Raw genomic sequence first — 16,244 nt, 5'->3', positions numbered from 1 at the left:
GGGCATCGCGCGCGATTGCCAAATCACTTGGGGGTCAGGGGGATAGGTAGACGGGACCACCGCAACCGTGGGGTGTTTAAATTCCCGAGGACCTGTATATACAGGTGGGCGCCAGGTAGCAGAACCACGGCCCTGCCAGAGCCAGCTCCCTCGGATTTGCTTAAGGCCACCGGAATTTTCCCGTCACGGGAAGGGCAGTGCCCGTCTGTGATGACAGGTAAGAGGGGGCGGGCCGACTGGCAAGAGGCGCGCGGCCTTGAATTTTGTTTCCACTTTGTTCACTATATCGCCATGCCAGAAGATTTTGTAAATCCAAGCCCCCGACCCGGACAGCTTCTGCAACGGGGTGTGTGCAGATCACTGATCTCGCACGGGTTTGTCTGCGTCGAAGAACTGGTGCCCAGCCCCGGCCTGCGCGTCGACGTGATGGCGTTGGGTCCGAAGGGAGAGATCTGGATCGTCGAATGCAAATCCTGCCGCGCTGACTTCATGGGCGACGCGAAATGGCAGGGGTACCTGGACTGGTGCGACCGCTATTTCTGGGCCGTGGATTCCGAGTTTCCGACCGACCTTTTGCCCGAGGATCAGGGGCTGATGATTGCGGATGCCTATGACGCCGAAATCCTGCGCATGGGGACCGAGGCCAGGCTGGCCCCCGCGCGGCGCAAGGTGATGATTCAGAAATTCGCCATCCATGCTGCGCGGCGCCTGCACGCGCTGCGCGATCCGGGTGCGGCGCTGGGCGGGGTCTGACCGACAAGGATCACGAAGACCTGCCTCTCATGCGCCGCGCTCGCCGGCATTCGAAGCTGCCGTCCAGGCAGCGCGCGGCGAACGCCTGAAAGGGCGGTTCCGCGGCGATGTGTTCGGGCCCAACAATCTCTGGATCGAAAAGTATTGGCCATGAGCCGGGCCGAGCTGTGGCTGGAGATCGTCACAGACAATGCCGGTGAAGCTGCAACGACGCTCCGACAAGGACGAATGTCGTCGGATGTGACGGCATTGAAGATCTTGGTAACAATTTCGACGGCGACTGGGTGTCCAACCCTGTCGCGATCATCCGCCTCGTAAATGCAAAGGAAGGTTCCTGGGCCTAGTACTACCCGTCCGTCTGCTTGCCGTTCGAGCCGAGCGCGGCGAATGACGGTTTGGAGCCGATTCTATGGTGAAACGCCGGTTTTCTGTCGCAGAATGCCGGCGTCGGAACTGGTCGCGGGGGCCTTTCCTCACAGGGCGCGATTGCTGCTGTGCAGGAAAGATCTGCGCCAGTTTCCGGAGGTTCTGGGCGGTGGCAGCGAGGAGAAATTCGTCGTTCGCGCCGCATGGTCCCCGTAGTCGGAGTCTTCCGAGGCCGAGGATGCGCTTGAGGTGGGCGAACAGCATCTCGACCTTCTTTCGGAGCTTGGATGAGACCGCGTATTGCTCGGTCTTCCAGATGGCACGGGCGACGTCCCGGGCGTCTTCGTGCTCTTCGCGGGTGATCTTTCGAGCGTCGGCGTTAGGGCAGCATTTCGGCTTGGACGGGCAGGCTTGACAGGTGTGTTTCAGGGCTTGGTATTTGGCCACGCCCTTACCGGTCGGACCGCGGGTCGGGTCCGAGTAGTTCCGACGGAACTGCTTGAGCGTCTCGCCCTCGGGGCAGATATATTGGTTGTTCTCGGCGTCCCACTCGAAGTCGGATCGAGACCAGGTGCCGTCGGTGCGTCTAGCCTTGTCGATAACCGGAATGTGCGGCGCGATCTTGCGATCGACCAGCCAGCCCAGCATCGGGCCCGAGCCATACGCCGTGTCTGCGATCAGCCGTTCGGGGTGCAAGTCGTACTTCTCCTTTACGCGCTTCAACATGGTCTTCGCCGATCCAACCTCGGCCTGCCTGATTGAGCGCGTCCCCTCAACATCGACGATCACGCCGTGATCTGTATCAATCAGGTAGTTATCGGAATAGCTGAAGAAAGCCGGACTCTTGCGCGCCGCGGTCCACTGGCTGGCCGGATCAGAGTGCGAAGTGAACTTGGGCTGGACCTCGCTGGCGGCGCCGAAGGCAGCCGCGTCCAGCGTGTCGAGATACTCGCGAACCGCGCGGGACGCATCAGCTGCGTCAATGGTGGATGCGTCCCATTCCTCCTTCGGCGTCGAGTTCTGCCTGTTGGCATCCGCTTCGATCAGGCTGGCGTCTATGGCCATACGCTGGCCGCTGACCAAACCTTCCTCGATGCAGCGCGCAACAGTCGTCTCGAACAGGTGGCGCAGCATCTCGCTCTCGCGGAAGCGGCCATGCCGGTTCATGGAGAAGGTCGAGTGATCCGGCACGCGGTCAGCAAGGTCGAGCCGGCAGCACCAGCGATATGCCAGGTTCAGATGAACCACTTCGCACAGCCGTCTCTCGGACCGGATGCCGAAGCAATAGCCGACCAGCAGCATCCGGATCAAGAGCTCGGGATCGACGGACGGACGCCGGTGTGCCTGTAAAAATCCGCAAGATGGCCGCGGATACTGCTCAAATCCACGAAGCGGTCGATGGAGCGAAGCAGGTGATCTTGAGGGACGTGATCCTCCAGCGAGAACTCGTGGAACAGCGCCGGTTGCGCTTCCTGCCTTGGTCCCATCATCGCCGACCCTCCCGCCCATTGGCAGAATTGAATCAGCACCACGCCCCTCGATCAAGCGCGAGTTATCCAACGAAATTAGCCCAGTGACGCGGCTCAGGTTTGTTCAATCGGCATAAAAATTCCGAAGTCACAGGTGATGATCTAGGGTGTCAATCAACGAAAAGGAGAAAGCGATGGGTAAGGGACAAGGCAACGGTGGCGGATGGCCCAGTCAAACGGGAAATCCATCGGGCGGAGGTCGTTCAAACGGCCCCGCTGGCGGAGGAAAAAGTAAATAGCCGAGTGGAGTGCAGCCAGCCGCAAGCCCATCGGGCCGGCGATTGGTGGCCTCGGACGAGGGGAACGAAGGTCCGCAAAGTCGGGGGCTTTTCGATGTGGGCCGCGGCGTGAAGGCTGCTTCCTGCGCGGTAACGGATCACGTTGGAAAACCTGACCAGGACGCCGCCGCGGGGGTCTGGTCGTGCCCGGTGGGGCAAGCGGCACCGGGCCGTTGGCGCTTGTATTCCCGGGCATGGCCCCGACCGGGATCCAGGGTCTTTGCCGCGGTCCGCAAAGGTGATCCGCTGCCGAAGGACGGTCAGAGGCGATGCCGTTTCGGCGCCGTTCTTGCCGGGGGGATCGACGGACGCATGGCGCTCCTGTTGCCGGAACGTTGGCTCGCTCCGGATCGGGGTCGGTGAAAAGGATGGCCCTGTCATCATGTGGCAACCTTTCGGGGCGGCGCGCTGGTCAGGCGTCGCTCGCCGCGCTGGAAAGTTTCGACAGTGTTTCGCCCCGCAGCAATCGGCGTATGGCTGCCTGGGGGTGAGCGGCGGGGCCGGATCGATGTCCGTCGCCTTGTCTGCGGCGGGCGGTTGGGCGCCAAACAGACGGCGGATGGCCTCGACATTGCGGTTGCGGGCGGCGTGGGAGCGGTCTGGCGGGCCGCCGATCCTTGGGCAGTCCGCGCCAGACGCGCGCTTTCAGCGCGACGGGCAATGCCGGTTCTTGCACGAGTTGCAGGCGATGTGCTGGTGGCCACATTTCGCGTGCCCGCCGCGCTTCCGTGCGGCAAGCTTGGATCTTCCCACTCGGGACATCGCTGCGCGATGCGCTGCCGGTCGAGGGACATGACCTTCAACTGGCCAAGGCCGACATGGCCCGCTGCCACGCAGTCCTATCGTGCTGGATGCACACCTCCGGCGTGACGGCGCGGAAGATGTCGGTGAGCACCGGCCGGGGCATCCCCGCGGTCTACTCGGGTCCCGGCCTCGGAAGCACCCCTCACCTTGGCATGGCCAAGCAGAACCTGGACATCCTGATATCGGCGTTGGCCGCCAGCAGGTGCGTGGCGAAGCTGTGGCATGGAGCCGAAAGGCGCGTCCATTGCGCGACGCGTATGCAAGGTGGAGGGCCCGGTTATACCTGCGAGCTGCTTTGCGGTCAGCACGGCGTGGCTCATCTGGCGTGGGCCGAGATCGGGTCGATCTTCGGCTTGCCCCCTGTCTTGACCCCTTGTCGGCGAATGCATGCATGCGTCTGCCGGGCAGCGGGGAAGAGCAAGCCCGCGGGGCGCGCCGCGCGCCAGTATGCCCGGGGAAACTTGAGGAGACCTGGCGACAGCATGGCCTGGCGATCCTTGTGCCCCTTGTCATGCTCGACATGGATCAGCATCCGGGCGCGGTCGTTGTGTCGAAGACGCGCCTCCGGCACGAGGTTGCTGACTTTGGGATCGCAGACCTAGCAGGTACGCAATCCGGCCCTGTAGGGGATGCTGCTTGCCGCGCGGTACTTGAGACCCGGGCCCGGTGCGGCGGGAAGGATCCTGAGCACATCCCCCATGCTCAGAACGACGGGCAGACCTCGCGGTTGGCGGCGGAACTGCATGTGCTTGTACATCTGCTCTTGCTTGCACGTCGTCCCCAAGAGGTCAGGGGAACCGTTGCCGCGGTGGGGCAGCGTCAGTCTCGGAGATCCAGTGTCATGATGTGCGCGTTGAAGGTTGGCGGCCTGACGCCGGACTCGGTCATGTGGAGCTGGTGGGGGCCGAGAGCGTCCGGGGGGCGATGTCGGGAGATGGCCCGAGAAGCCGGGTGAACACCTTGATCCCCCGGATGTCGTCCATCTCATGGATGTTCATGATTCTCGATCATCCGCACGCGAAGCGGTGTGGTCTTCTGCGCCATGGGAACCTGCGATCTGACGATCGAGAAGGTCCCGATCGTCGGCCCGAAAATCGATCGCAGAAGCGCGGCGCTCAGATCGGCGTCAAACGCTCGGCCCTGCACCCTGCCGCGAGAGCGGCTTAGTCCGAGTCCGGCCTGCGGCCGCTCGCAGCGAAAGGCCGCTTCGGAGTAGGCCGCCGGGTCAGAGGTGCCGCCTCCGATGAAAAAGGCAGACCTATACGGTGCTGTCCCCTAACGCTTTTTCTTGCGGCTCATGTTGCGGGCACCTTGCGCGGCGGCGCGGATCTCCTCGGCGATTTCTTCGGCCTCGTCGGGTTCGAAATCCATCGGCACCTCGATCCCGCCATCGGCCTCGACATAGATGCGGACCATGCCGGCGTCGGTCGGGCCGATCTGAAGGTTGGCGGACGTGTCCGAGGGGTCGTTGATGCCCATGATGCGCGCTCCTGTCTGGATGGCTTGGCCTACCGCCCGCGGCGGGGCGGTGCAAGCGGCCTCAGGTGCCCAGCGTACCCAGGAAGTCGTCGAGCTGCGCGCCCGCGAAGGACAGGATGTCGGCATCGGTGAAGGTGCCGTCTTCGACCTTGGCGTTGGCGAAGGGGACGACGATCTCCTTGTCGAGATGGACGCGGGCCAGCATCCCGTTCAGCGTGTATTTCAAATGCGACTGGGCCCGGACACCACCTGTCGCCCCACCCGAGACGGTGGCGACAAGGCACCGCTTGCCTTTGAAGACCGACTCGAATGCCGGGCGCGAGGCCCAGTCGATCGCGTTCTTCAGCAAGCCCGGAATGGAGTAGTTGTATTCGGGGGTGACGAACACGACGCCATCCGCGGCGCCCACCTTTTCGACGAAGGCGGCGACGGTTGGGTCGCCCTCCACGTCCGCGTTGTAGTGGGGCAGGGCGCCGATATCGGCCAGTTCGCTGTCGGCGCGGTCGGCAATCCGGTCCATGAGCGTCTGCGCCAGGGCGCGGGAGGAGGACGCGGCGCGCAGGCTGCCGCAGAGGAAAAGCAGATTGGTCATGGGAAGGGCCTTATATCCGGGTAATCCAGGTAGAGATGGACGGGAACAGGATGAGGATCACGAGGCTGGCGGCCATCGCGAGGACGAACGGGAAAGTGCCGCGGAAGATTTCGCCCACCTTCAGGTCGGGGTCGTCCATTGCGGACTTGATCGTGTAGACCGACAGGCCGAAGGGCGGGGTCAGCAGCCCCATCTCGACCGCGACGACGGTCAGCACCCCGAACCAGATCAGGTCGAACCCGGCGGCATCCGCGACGGGCAGGGCGATGGGCAGCATGATCAGCATGATCGAGATCGAGTCGATCAGGCACCCCAGCGCGATGATGAGCAAAAGGTACAGGACCAGAAAGCCCCATGGCCCGATGGAGTTGCCCAGGAAGAACTCGGCCAGCTCGCGAGGGACGCCCGACAGCGCCAGCATCCGGCTGAAGAACGTCGCGGCGAGGATCAGGAACAGGACCGACACGGTGATCTGCCCGGTCTCGACCAGCAGGCGCCAGAACGAGCGGCGGTCGAGTGATCGGCGCAGCAGGGCGATGATCAGCGCACCGGCAGCCCCGGCGGCGCCGGCCTCGGTCGGGTTCAGGAACCCCCCATAGAGGCCGCCCAGAACGACGATCATCAGGGCCAGGATCGGGATGAATTTCTGCATGACGGCCCACGCGCCGATGCTTTCGTAGTCCTCGGTATCGTCCGTCTCGAACACGAAGCTGCGGTTGCGCCGGGCCATCCAGGCGATGGCCGCACAGAACACGAAGCTGAGCAGCAGGCCCGGACCGATACCCGCAAGGAACATGGCGCCGACCGATTGTTCGGCCAGGACGGCGTAGACGATCATCAGAAGCGAGGGCGGGATCAGCATGCCCAGCACGGACGACCCCGCGACCACCCCGGTGGCGAACTTGCGGGTATAGCCGTGGCGCGTCATCTCGGGGACCGCGATGCGCGAGAACACGGTGGCCGACGCGATGGAAATGCCGGTGATCGACGCGAAGACGGCGTTGGCGAAGACCGTGGCCATGCCAAGCCCGGCCGAGATCCGGCCCAGCATCCGCTGGAACACGTCGAACGTGTCGCGCCCGACATTGGACACGGTGACCAGAAGCCCCATCAGGACGAACAGGGGCACCACCGCGTAGAGGTATTCCTCCAGGCTGTCATTGGCGACGGACGCCATCATGTTCACGGCCACCGCGTCGTTGCGGATCAGGGTGACACCGATGAAGGACACGACCAGCATGCCGACACCGATGGGCATGCCGATCCAGATCAGGGCGATCAGGGCGAAGATGGCGTAGGTGCCGACCTCGACGGGGCTCATGTGCGACCCCGGAGGATGAAGCGCGCCTCGACCAGGGCACGGACGAGAAATTCAAGCGCCGCCACCGCGAAGCCCACAAGGATCAGGGCGCGGAACGGCCATGTGGGCAGGGTGGCGATGCCGACGATGCCGATGAACTCGGCCGAGGTCCAGTCATCGGCCAGGATGTCGAAGGTGTTCATGGCGATGAGGCCCAGCATCCATGCGCCCACGAGGCTGAAAATCAGCGCTAGGGCCGCGCCGATGCGGGGAAAACGGGTGGTCAGGGGCACGATGAAGACCTCTGTGCGGGCAAGGCGGTCTGAGCGGACAGCGGCGGCCAGTTGCAGGGCGACGATCATCACCACGAGCAGGGCGCCCATCTCGGACACCAGGGGTAGTGATGCACCCATGGCGTTGCGGGCCAGGATGTCGGCGCAGATGATGAGGCCAAGGATACCGATCATGAAGGTGCCAAGGGCGGCCAGCGCCTCGACCAGGCGATGCCAGACCCGAACGACAGTCGGGTCTGGCTGGGACGCCGCCGGATCGGCGGCGCCCGGGTTGCGGGGTCCTGTACTCACGAGATCGGACCTGCGATCACTCTTGATCCCAGTCGCGGGCGGGATCCTCGCCCCGCTCGCGCAGACCTTCCATGTACGCGGTCAGGAAGGCGTTGGCGTCGATCCCGCGGTCTTGCAGGGGGGCCGCCCAGTCCTGCGCGATGTTGGGCAGCTTGTTGACCCACTTCTCGGTCTCGCCCTCGGGCATCTGAACGATAGTGGCGCCCGCCTCGACCATTGCATCCAGCGCCGCTTCGTGGCGGTCGACAAGATCCTGGCCGTGGCTTTCGGTGTAATACTCACCCGCCTCGATCATGGCGTTCTGCACCTCTTCGGGCAGGCTGTCCCAGCTGTCCTGGTTGATCGCCACGGCGCCCGAGAACGCGGCCCCGCCGTCGAAGCGGTTGATATAGGGGGCAACCTCGTGAAGCTTGATCGGCAGCGCGCCCAGGGCCAGCGTCAGCGCGCCGTCGGACACGCCGGTCTGCACGTCGGTGTAGTAGGTGGTCAGCGCACCGTCGACGGCGTTCGCACCCGTGCCGCGCAGCCAGTTGCCCAGCACGCCGGGGGCCGAGATCTTCATCCCGTCGATGTCGTCGATGCCCTCGAGCGGTTCCTTGGTATAGATGTCGTAGAGGTCGGTCGCCGTCAGGCCCAGCACCTTGATGTTGTGCTGCTCCCACTCTTCACGGAAGGCGTCGTTGTTTTCGATCAGGTCCTGCATCGTGTCCAGCAGCACCGGCGGGTTGGCCGTCGCGAAGGGCGCGTTGGACGACGCTTGGCTGAGCGGCAGCTTGGCCTGTTCGAGGAACGAGAAGACCCAGCCGATGTCGGTGATGCCCTGCTCGACCGAGGACAGCGTGGCGTTCGCCTTGTAAAGCTGGCCGCCGAAGGCTTCGTTCCACTGGATCTCGTAATTGCCGGTCTCGGCCAGGATCTCGTCCGTGCGGGCCATGAAATGGCTCTGGATCATGCCGACCCACGGCACCACGGTCGGGTGCGAGGATGCGACGGTCAGGTTAATGGTTTCCTGCGCGGCGACAGGAACGGCGATGGCACTGGCCAGAAGCGCGCCGAGAAGCGGTGTGGTTTTCATTTGGGTCTCCTCCCTGAAAGACGTCAGTCGATCTTGAATGTCTGCGTCGAGTTATCGAGCCGGATTGTCACCGACCCTTCGTTGATCAGCCACGGGCGCACCCGGAACGTGCGGGCGCCCGCCTTGTGCATCGGATCGCGGTTGGCGATCTCGGCCGCCGCTTCGGGCGAGGAGGCGCGGACGATGACCATGCCCTCGCCCTCCCACTCGGACCCGTCATCGGTCCACAGGGGACCGGCGGCGTAGAGCACCCCTTCCGCCTCGAGGGACACCTGGAAGTTCAGATGCTCTTCCATGTTGGCGAAGATCGGGCCCATCCCGTCGGTCGGGGACGTGAAGATCGCGAAGAGCTGCTTTTGCAGCATCCCCTTCGAGGCCTCCAGCACCACGCCTGCGGGTACGGATTTCGGGTTGTCGTCGCTCATCTCGCTCCTCCCAAAGCGTGGTTCGGGTCAGCCGGCCTTACGCTTTTGCAATTCGGCCCGGATCTCGGCGCCATGCTCGTCCAGCGTGGGCGGTGGCATGACGTCCAGTTCCGGCGCGCCGTCGAAATTGTAGGGGGGGCGGACGGTGGTGAACGTGCCCAGTTCCGACGACGGCGTGCTGACCTTGATCTGAAGGTGCTGCGCCTGCGGATCCTCCAGCGCCTCGTCGCTGTCGTAGGCCGGCGAATGGGGCACCTCGTTCTTCAGCAGAAGGTCGGCCCATGCGTCGCGGGTCTTTTGCTTGAAGACGGGGGTCAGGATCTCGATCAGGTCGTCCTGGTGCTTGATCCGTTCCAGCCGTTCGGCAAAGCGCGGGTCGTCGGCGAGCTGTTGTTGGCCGGTCGCCTCGAGCATGCCTTCCCAGAACTTGGTGGGGCTGGACATATGGATGGCGATCCATTTCCCATCCTTGCATTCGAACGTGTAGGACTGGCTGACTACGGGGCGCGACAGGGGGCCCATCACCTCGCCCACGGAATAGTAGTGCGTGAAGCTGTCGAGGTTGAAATGGGTCATCGCCTCAAGCATCGAGATGTCGATGCGCCGTCCTTCGCCGGATTTCGATCGTTCCAGCAGCGCGGCGAGGCAGGCCATGGCAGCGTATTGGCCGGTCACGGAATCCGCGATGGCGGGGCCGATGACGCGCGGGTTGTCGGGCGGTGTCAGCAGGCGCAGATAGCCGCTGGCCGCCTGCGCCACGGTGTCATAGGTCGGCCGGTCGCGCGACGGGCCGGACGTTCCGAAGCCCGAGATCGCGCAGTAGATCAGGTCGGGCTTGACCTTGCGCAGCTCTTCCTCGCCCGCGCCCAGCTTTTCGGCCACGCCGGGGCGGAAGTTCTGGATGAACACGTCCGCGGTCGAGACCAGATCGTGCAGCACCGCCCGATCCTCCGGGTTCTTGGTGTCCAGCGCGATGGACCGCTTGTTGCGGTTGTAGGTCTGGTAGTGCGGTGAATAGAGGCCGCCCTTGAAGGCGCGGAACGGATCGCCGGTGCCGGGGCGTTCCACCTTGATGACGTCGGCGCCCAGATCGGCCAGATGCATGCCGGCGGCGGGGCCGGTGATGTATGTGCCCAGCTCGACCACGCGGATGTCCTTGAGGATCTTCATTCCGCGGCCTCCTTCCCGTCTTGCGTTTTGCCGTCGTAGCTGATGGCCAGATCGGCGTGGTTCGACATGATGAAGCCGATGGGACGGTTCGCCTCTTCATACAGATGGGCGGCCAGACCGGCGGTGCGGGCCAGGATCGGCACCGCCTTCAGCGCCTGCAACGGCCAGCCGGCATCCATGATCGTCGCCGGGATCGCGCCCGAGACGTTGATGGGCAGCGGGCGTTCGATGATGTCGGTGGCGTGCTTGCCCAGCAGGTCCAGCACCTCGCAATACTTGCCGGACACACCCAGATCGCGGGCGATGGCCAGCAGTCGATGCGCACGGGGGTCGCCATCCGCGTGCTGCGGGTGGCCCAGACCGGCGACCTTGCGCTTCTGGGCCTTGTGATCCTCGAGGCTGGCGATGACGGCGGTTTCCAGATCGGTTCCGTCCGCCTCGGCCTTGTCGACGACCTCTTGCAGATAGCGCCCGCCGACCTCGGACGAGCCAGCGACGACCGAGCCCATGCCAAGGATACCTGCGGACATCGCGCCCTGATACGCCTCGGGGCCAGCCGCCAGCGTCATCCGCGCGGCCTGCACGCTGGGCACCAGCCCGTGTTCCGCGATCGACACGAGGCACGCATCCATCATCTTGCGTTGCGCGTCGGTCGGGCGGTCGCCCAGCACCAGCAGCCAGAAATAGTCGGTGAAGTCGATCTTGCCGATCAGGTCGTCGCACAGATCGAGGCCACGGACGGTCACGCTTTCGGCGTCGGACGTGGCGATGGCGGTCAGGGCATTGTCCTGCTTGCCGATGCGCATGGTGGCTTCCTCCCCAAATTTTCGTATAGCGAAAAAATTTCCTCTTGCCGAAAAGAATGACATGTCTAACCTACAGGTCAAGGTAAAATATCGGCCACGATGATCAGGGAGGAGAAGACATGAGCGATATCAATCAGTTCAGCATCACCCAGGCGGTGAAGGACAGTTTCGAGACCGAACCGGGCAGCCGGTTCGAGACGTTGTTGCACGGGGTGCTGGACCACCTGCACGACGCCACGCGCGAGTTGAACATCACTCACGAGGAATGGATGGGGGTGCTGAACTTCCTTTATGACTGCGGGCAGATCTCGACGCCCGAGCGGCACGAGTTCATCCTGCTGTCGGACGTCCTGGGCTTTTCCGCGCTGGTCGACATGATCAACACCCGCGGGGGTGCGACCGAGGGGTCGAATCTCGGGCCGTTCTACCTGGACAATGCGCCCGAGAAGAAGCTGGGCGCGCATCTGGCCGACGACCGCGACGGGGTGACGGTGCTGGTTCACGGCACGGTGACCGACAGCCTGCACAAACCCATGCCGGGTGCCATCATCGACACGTGGCAGGCCGATGCCAGCGGCACCTATCCCATCCAGGAGCAGGCGCAGGGCCAGGACAAGATGGACCTGCGCGGCAAGTTCACCGCCGACGATCAGGGGCGGTACTGGTATACGACCGTCCTGCCCAAGCCATATACGGTCCCTTATGACGGCCCCGTGGGGCGGCTTCTGAAGGCCGGCAACCGCCATGCCTGGCGTGCGGCGCACCTGCACTACATCGTGCGCGCGGAAGGGATGCAGGACATCACGACCGAGGTCTTCTTCGAGAACAGCGAATACATCGACAACGACGCGGTGTTCGGCGTGCGCAAGTCGCTGATCGCGAAGATCGAACCGGCGAAGAAGGCGGACGAGCTGGGGCTGGAGACCGAGAAGAAGCCCGACGCGATGTTCAAGTTCGACTTCGTGCTCGCCCCGGAAAGCAAGAAGCGGTGACACAGACGGCCGAACGCCCTGCGGAATTCGTCGAGGCGCTGGCCAAGGGGCTGGCGATCATCGAGGCGTTCGATTCCGTGCACCCCGAGATGACGCTGTCCGAAATCGCGCGGCGGGTGGGTCTGTCGCCCGCCGCCGCGCGTCGGTCGCTGATTACGCTGTCGCATCTGGGGTATGTCGGCCAGACCGCCAAGCGGTTCCACCTGACGCCCAAGGTGATGTCGTTGGGGTCGGGGGTCTATTTCTCGGCCGGGATCGACGAGATCCTGCAACCCGCCGTGCGCGGCATCGTCGAGACCTTCGGCGACGCCTCCTCGGTCGGGGTGCTGTCGGGCGACGACGTGATCTACGTCGCGCATTACTCGCAGCAGCGGGCGCGGCGGAAGGCGGCCGTGGTGGGGGCGTGCTATCCGGCCTATGCGACGTCCATGGGGCGGATCCTTCTAGCGGGCCGCACGGACGAGGAAATCGACGCCTACCTCGCCCGTTACGACCCCCAGCGCCTGACCGAGAAGACCTGCACAAACCCCAAGGCCCTGCGCGCCGAAGTGATGGTGGCGCGGCGCAACGGGTATTCGACCACGGTGGATCAGCTGGATTACGGCATCACCGCGCTGGCCGTGCCGATCCGCGACGCGCAGGGCCGCACGGTCGCGGCGCTGAATACCTCGGGCTACACCGGCATGGTCAGCCCCGACGAGCTGGTCGAGAAACGCCTGCCCGAACTGACGGCCACGGCTTCGGCCATCGGCCACGACATCCTGAAATATCCCGCTTTGCAATCGGTTCTGGCGGGCTGAACGACCATTCACAGGGAGGAAGATTGATGTGCAGATTGTGTAACCCGGCCCGGCCGGAGAAACCTTGCCCCTCGCGGCGGGATCTTTTGAAGGGATCGGCCATCGGGGCGGCTGCGGCTGTGACCGGATTCGGCGGAATCGGCGCGGCGCAGGCGGCGTCGCATGTCCAGTCCGGTCCGCCCGAAGGCGCTGGGGATCCGGGTCGCCGCGTGCTGATCAAGGGCGGGACCGTCATGTCGATGGACGAGTCCGTGGGCAATTTCGCGACCGGCGACGTGTTGATCGAAGGCAAGCGAATCGTCGAGGTCGGGACGTCCATCGATGCGCCCGACGCCGCGGTGATCGAGGCGGACGGCAAGATCGTCATGCCGGGCTTCATCGATACCCACCATCACCAGTTCGAGACGGCGCTGCGCAGCCAGCTGGCGAACGGCATCCTGGTCAACGATGGCCGGCCGGCGAACGCGTCGAACTACTACGAAACGATCCTCGGGAACTTCGCCGGGCGTTACCGGCCCGAGGATGTCTATATCAACGAGCTGTTCGGCGGCATTTCCCAGATCGACGCGGGCGTGACGACCGTGATGGATGTCAGCCAGATCCACCACTCGCCCGAGCATTCCGATGCCGCCATCGAAGGGCTTCAAGCCGCCGGACGGCGCGGCGTGTTCGGCTATTTCGAGGGGACCGGCGACCGGCTTCAGTACCCGATGGACGCGCGCCGCATCAAGGAGCAGTACTTCTCGTCAGAGGACCAGCTGACCACGATGGTCATGGGCGGCGAAATCTATATCCCCGGCTACGAGACCGCATGGGAGATCGGGCGCGAGCTGGGCCTGAAGATCGCGCTGCATGTCGTGGGCACGTTCGGGATGCAGCCCACCTTCGACGCGCTTGGCGCGGCGGGCATGTTCGGTCCCGACAACATCTTCATTCACATGACCGGGATGAACGATGACGGCTGGCGCTATGCCGCGGATGCGGGCGCGCATGTGTCGCTTTCCGTCCCGATCGAGATGCACATGCGCCACGGCCAGCCGCCGATCCAGCGCTGCATCGACCGCGGGATGTCGACGTCGCTTTCCACAGACGTGGAATGCACGATGACGGCGGATTTCTTCACGCAGATGCGCCATTTCATCACCCTGCAACGGATGTGGGTGAACGAGGCCGCGCTGAACGGGGCCGAGGATTACCCCGCGCTGATGCAGTGCATGGACGCGCTTCGTCACGCCACGATGGGCGGCGCGGAAGGCTTGGGACTGGGGTCGAAGGTCGGCTCGCTGACGCCGGGCAAGGAGGCCGACATCATCCTGCTGGACGCGCAGGCGATCAACGTCGCGCCCCTGAACAACGCGCCAGGCGCCGTGGTCACCCTGATGGAGCGCAACAATGTCGACACGGTGATGGTCGCGGGCCGGATCCTGAAATGGCAGGGCGCGCTGCAGGGCTTCGACGTGCCCCGCCTGACGGGCGAGCTGGAGGCCAGCCGCGATTACCTGTTCGAGGCCGCCGGGATCGAGCGCGACCTGTTCGCCTGACGCCTGCCTGACATCTCCGGCGCGCGGGTGCCCGCGCGCCGGTTTCTCCATCCAAGGATAGACCCGTATGCTGTTCCCCACATCTCTCGTCGGCTCGTACGCGCAGCCCGAATGGATCATCGACCGCTCGAAACTGGGCGGCCGTTTCCCGCCCCGCACCCGCGCCAAGGAGCTGTGGCGCATCCCCGAAGAGCACCTGGAGGAAGCGCAGAACTCGGCCACGCTGGAAGCGATCAAGCTGCAGGAAGAGGCCGGTCTGGACATCATCACCGATGGCGAGATCCGGCGCGAGAGCTACTCCAACCGCTTCGCCACTGCGCTTTCGGGTGTCGATATCGACAACCCCGGCGAGGCGCTGGACCGGTCTGGCCACCCCAACCCGGTGCCGCGCGTGACCGGCGACATCCGCCGGATGCACGCGGTCGAGGTCGAGGACCTGAAGTTTCTGAAGGCCCATACCGACCGGATGGTGAAGATCACGCTGCCCGGCCCCTTCACCATGAGCCAGCAGGCGCAGGACGACCATTACGGCGACCCCAAGGCGCTGGCGCTGGCCTATGCCGCCGCCGTCAAGGAAGAGATCGCGGACCTGTTCGCCGCCGGTGCGGACGTGGTGCAGCTGGACGAGCCCTACATGCAGGCCCGCCCCGAGGCGGCCGAGGAATACGGGCTGGACGCACTGAACGCGGCGCTGGACGGGGCTGCGGGGACCACGGCGGTCCATATCTGCTTTGGCTACGCCGCGATCATCCACGCGCGCCCCGAGGGGTATTCCTTCCTGCCCCAGATGAAGGACTGCACGTGCAACCAGGTCTCGATCGAGACGGCGCAGTCCGAGCTGGACACCTCGGTTCTTGAGAACCTGAAGAACAAGACGGTGATCCTGGGCGTGCTGGACCTGTCGGACATGAAGATCGAGACGCCGGAGACGATTGCCGGCCGCATCCGTCGTGCGCTGCCGCATGTCGACCCCGAGCGGGTGATCGTCGCGCCCGATTGCGGGCTGAAATACCTGCCCCGCGACGTGGCCTTCGGCAAGATGAAAGCCATGGCCGAGGGCGCGGCCATCGTCAGGGCCGAGATGTCCTGATATCGTCGCGCGGGGCGGGCGGTCCGTTCGCCCCGCGCAAGGAGTAACATAGGGGGGCGACATGGCCGGGACCGAACATCGCAAGATCCAGACGCAAGGGGTTCATCACATCACGCTGGTGGGTGCGGACCGTCAGACCTCGATCGACTTCTGGGAAGGCGTTCTGGGGATGCCGTTCATCTTCGAGCAGCCGAACCTGGATTCCGAAGGCGAGTCGCACCTGTATTTCGATCCCGGCGACGGGCGGTTGATCACGATCTTCACGCGAGAGGATCGCACGCCAGACATCACCCGCACCCCGACCGACCCCGGTTGCGTGCATCACCTTGCACTGAACGTCAGCCAGGCGACCTTCTGGCAGATCGAGAAACGGCTGGACGCGCGGGGGATAAGCCATTCCGGCGCGAAGGACCGGGGGTTCATGGACTCGATCTATTTCAAGGACCCGCTGGGCTTCCTGATCGAGCTGGCCTCGTACCGGTTCGAGCCGCCCGAGGGTTGCCGCCATGCCGACGTGATGATCGAGGCGCACCGCATCCGCGTCGCCCGCGGCGATCACCATATCGACCGCGAGCATCTGGCCGACGCGATCGAGGGTCTGGTGGAGCGGACGCAGCAGACCCTGTCGGACAGCCGCGCCCCGAAAAACCCCTACTGACG

At 64.6% G+C, this 16,244-nt stretch carries 14 protein-coding genes, 1 other RNA gene and 2 pseudogenes; 6 read left to right on the top strand and 11 right to left on the bottom strand.

The window, feature by feature from the left end; genetic code table 11:
• Nucleotides 1-49: 49 nt before the first annotated feature.
• Nucleotides 50-204: non-coding RNA, 6S RNA (ssrS, locus tag PAA8504_RS22960), on the bottom strand.
• An 87-nt stretch (nt 205-291) separates the two neighbouring features.
• On the opposite strand from ssrS, the gene PAA8504_RS10710 reads away from it, so the two are divergent.
• The gene (locus PAA8504_RS10710; protein WP_108894404.1) at nt 292-753 is read left to right on the top strand and encodes an MmcB family DNA repair protein; all 462 of its coding nucleotides are present in this window, start codon (nt 292-294) and stop codon (nt 751-753) included.
• Nucleotides 754-1,236: 483 nt separating this feature from the next.
• Here the strand turns inward: PAA8504_RS10710 and PAA8504_RS10705 are convergent.
• The 10 genes and pseudogenes from PAA8504_RS10705 to PAA8504_RS10660 form a co-directional block, all read right to left on the bottom strand.
• Nucleotides 1,237-2,609 (bottom strand): annotated as a pseudogene (locus tag PAA8504_RS10705) (IS1182 family transposase); the annotation flags it as partial.
• Nucleotides 2,610-3,580: 971 nt separating this feature from the next.
• Nucleotides 3,581-3,833 (bottom strand): annotated as a pseudogene (locus PAA8504_RS22955) (transposase zinc-binding domain-containing protein); the annotation flags it as partial.
• Nucleotides 3,834-5,005: 1,172 nt separating this feature from the next.
• Nucleotides 5,006-5,209: a DUF6324 family protein gene (locus PAA8504_RS10695; protein ID WP_108894182.1), complete on the bottom strand. Its 204-nt coding sequence runs from the start codon at nt 5,207-5,209 to the stop codon at nt 5,006-5,008.
• Nucleotides 5,210-5,270: 61 nt separating this feature from the next.
• Nucleotides 5,271-5,801, bottom strand: coding sequence for an NADPH-dependent FMN reductase (locus PAA8504_RS10690; protein WP_108894181.1), 531 nt, complete (start codon nt 5,799-5,801; stop codon nt 5,271-5,273).
• A gap of 10 nt (nt 5,802-5,811) precedes the next feature.
• Complete coding sequence (locus PAA8504_RS10685; RefSeq protein WP_108894180.1) at nt 5,812-7,122, bottom strand: TRAP transporter large permease; 1,311 nt, start codon at nt 7,120-7,122, stop codon at nt 5,812-5,814.
• A complete protein-coding gene (locus tag PAA8504_RS10680) occupies nt 7,119-7,685 on the bottom strand; it encodes a TRAP transporter small permease subunit (protein ID WP_245897587.1) in 567 nt (188 codons plus the stop codon). Before PAA8504_RS10680 ends, PAA8504_RS10685 begins: the two co-directional genes overlap by 4 nt.
• Nucleotides 7,686-7,701: 16 nt before the next feature.
• Nucleotides 7,702-8,760: a C4-dicarboxylate TRAP transporter substrate-binding protein gene (locus PAA8504_RS10675; protein WP_108894179.1), complete on the bottom strand. Its 1,059-nt coding sequence runs from the start codon at nt 8,758-8,760 to the stop codon at nt 7,702-7,704.
• 23 nt (nt 8,761-8,783) lie between these two features.
• Nucleotides 8,784-9,185, bottom strand: coding sequence for a YciI family protein (locus PAA8504_RS10670; RefSeq protein ID WP_108894178.1), 402 nt, complete (start codon nt 9,183-9,185; stop codon nt 8,784-8,786).
• A 27-nt stretch (nt 9,186-9,212) separates the two neighbouring features.
• Nucleotides 9,213-10,355, bottom strand: coding sequence for a CaiB/BaiF CoA transferase family protein (locus PAA8504_RS10665; protein ID WP_108894177.1), 1,143 nt, complete (start codon nt 10,353-10,355; stop codon nt 9,213-9,215).
• Entirely contained in the window at nt 10,352-11,161 is an 810-nt protein-coding gene (locus PAA8504_RS10660) for a citryl-CoA lyase (protein ID WP_108894176.1), read from the bottom strand. Before PAA8504_RS10660 ends, PAA8504_RS10665 begins: the two co-directional genes overlap by 4 nt.
• Before the next feature lie 119 nt (nt 11,162-11,280).
• Between PAA8504_RS10660 and PAA8504_RS10655 the strand changes: the two genes are divergently transcribed.
• From PAA8504_RS10655 to PAA8504_RS10635, 5 genes are all read left to right on the top strand, one after another.
• Nucleotides 11,281-12,153, top strand: coding sequence for a dioxygenase family protein (locus tag PAA8504_RS10655; RefSeq protein ID WP_108894175.1), 873 nt, complete (start codon nt 11,281-11,283; stop codon nt 12,151-12,153).
• A complete protein-coding gene (locus tag PAA8504_RS10650; protein WP_108894174.1) occupies nt 12,150-12,953 on the top strand; it encodes an IclR family transcriptional regulator domain-containing protein in 804 nt (267 codons plus the stop codon). The genes PAA8504_RS10655 and PAA8504_RS10650 overlap by 4 nt, the downstream gene beginning before the upstream one ends.
• 26 nt (nt 12,954-12,979) lie before the next feature.
• On the top strand, nt 12,980-14,494 hold the full coding sequence (locus PAA8504_RS10645; RefSeq protein WP_108894173.1) for an amidohydrolase family protein: 1,515 nt from the start codon (nt 12,980-12,982) through the stop codon (nt 14,492-14,494).
• Nucleotides 14,495-14,561: 67 nt separating this feature from the next.
• Nucleotides 14,562-15,584 carry a uroporphyrinogen decarboxylase family protein gene (locus PAA8504_RS10640; protein WP_108894172.1) on the top strand — a complete coding sequence of 341 codons (1,023 nt, stop codon included), beginning with the start codon at nt 14,562-14,564 and terminating at the stop codon, nt 15,582-15,584.
• A 61-nt stretch (nt 15,585-15,645) separates the two neighbouring features.
• The gene (locus tag PAA8504_RS10635) at nt 15,646-16,242 is read left to right on the top strand and encodes a VOC family protein (protein WP_108894171.1); all 597 of its coding nucleotides are present in this window, start codon (nt 15,646-15,648) and stop codon (nt 16,240-16,242) included.
• Nucleotides 16,243-16,244: the final 2 nt, after the last annotated feature.

It is taken from the genome of Palleronia abyssalis (assembly GCF_900302445.1).
Taxonomy (GTDB): domain Bacteria; phylum Pseudomonadota; class Alphaproteobacteria; order Rhodobacterales; family Rhodobacteraceae; genus Palleronia; species Palleronia abyssalis.
The sequence above is the reverse complement of the archived record's forward strand: the minus strand, read 5'-3'. Positions and strand labels throughout refer to the sequence as shown.

Excerpts from the sequence above, each read along its gene's own strand:
- PAA8504_RS10710 (WP_108894404.1), top strand. The coding sequence starts at position 292 with ATGCCAGAAGATTTTGTAAATCCAAGCCCCCGACCCGGACAGCTTCTG.
- PAA8504_RS10695 (WP_108894182.1), bottom strand. The coding sequence starts at position 5,209 with ATGGGCATCAACGACCCCTCGGACACGTCCGCCAACCTTCAGATCGGC.
- PAA8504_RS10690 (WP_108894181.1), bottom strand. The coding sequence starts at position 5,801 with ATGACCAATCTGCTTTTCCTCTGCGGCAGCCTGCGCGCCGCGTCCTCC.
- PAA8504_RS10685 (WP_108894180.1), bottom strand. The coding sequence starts at position 7,122 with ATGAGCCCCGTCGAGGTCGGCACCTACGCCATCTTCGCCCTGATCGCC.
- PAA8504_RS10675 (WP_108894179.1), bottom strand. The coding sequence starts at position 8,760 with ATGAAAACCACACCGCTTCTCGGCGCGCTTCTGGCCAGTGCCATCGCC.
- PAA8504_RS10670 (WP_108894178.1), bottom strand. The coding sequence starts at position 9,185 with ATGAGCGACGACAACCCGAAATCCGTACCCGCAGGCGTGGTGCTGGAG.
- PAA8504_RS10665 (WP_108894177.1), bottom strand. The coding sequence starts at position 10,355 with ATGAAGATCCTCAAGGACATCCGCGTGGTCGAGCTGGGCACATACATC.
- PAA8504_RS10660 (WP_108894176.1), bottom strand. The coding sequence starts at position 11,161 with ATGCGCATCGGCAAGCAGGACAATGCCCTGACCGCCATCGCCACGTCC.
- PAA8504_RS10655 (WP_108894175.1), top strand. The coding sequence starts at position 11,281 with ATGAGCGATATCAATCAGTTCAGCATCACCCAGGCGGTGAAGGACAGT.
- PAA8504_RS10645 (WP_108894173.1), top strand. The coding sequence starts at position 12,980 with ATGTGCAGATTGTGTAACCCGGCCCGGCCGGAGAAACCTTGCCCCTCG.
- PAA8504_RS10640 (WP_108894172.1), top strand. The coding sequence starts at position 14,562 with ATGCTGTTCCCCACATCTCTCGTCGGCTCGTACGCGCAGCCCGAATGG.
- PAA8504_RS10635 (WP_108894171.1), top strand. The coding sequence starts at position 15,646 with ATGGCCGGGACCGAACATCGCAAGATCCAGACGCAAGGGGTTCATCAC.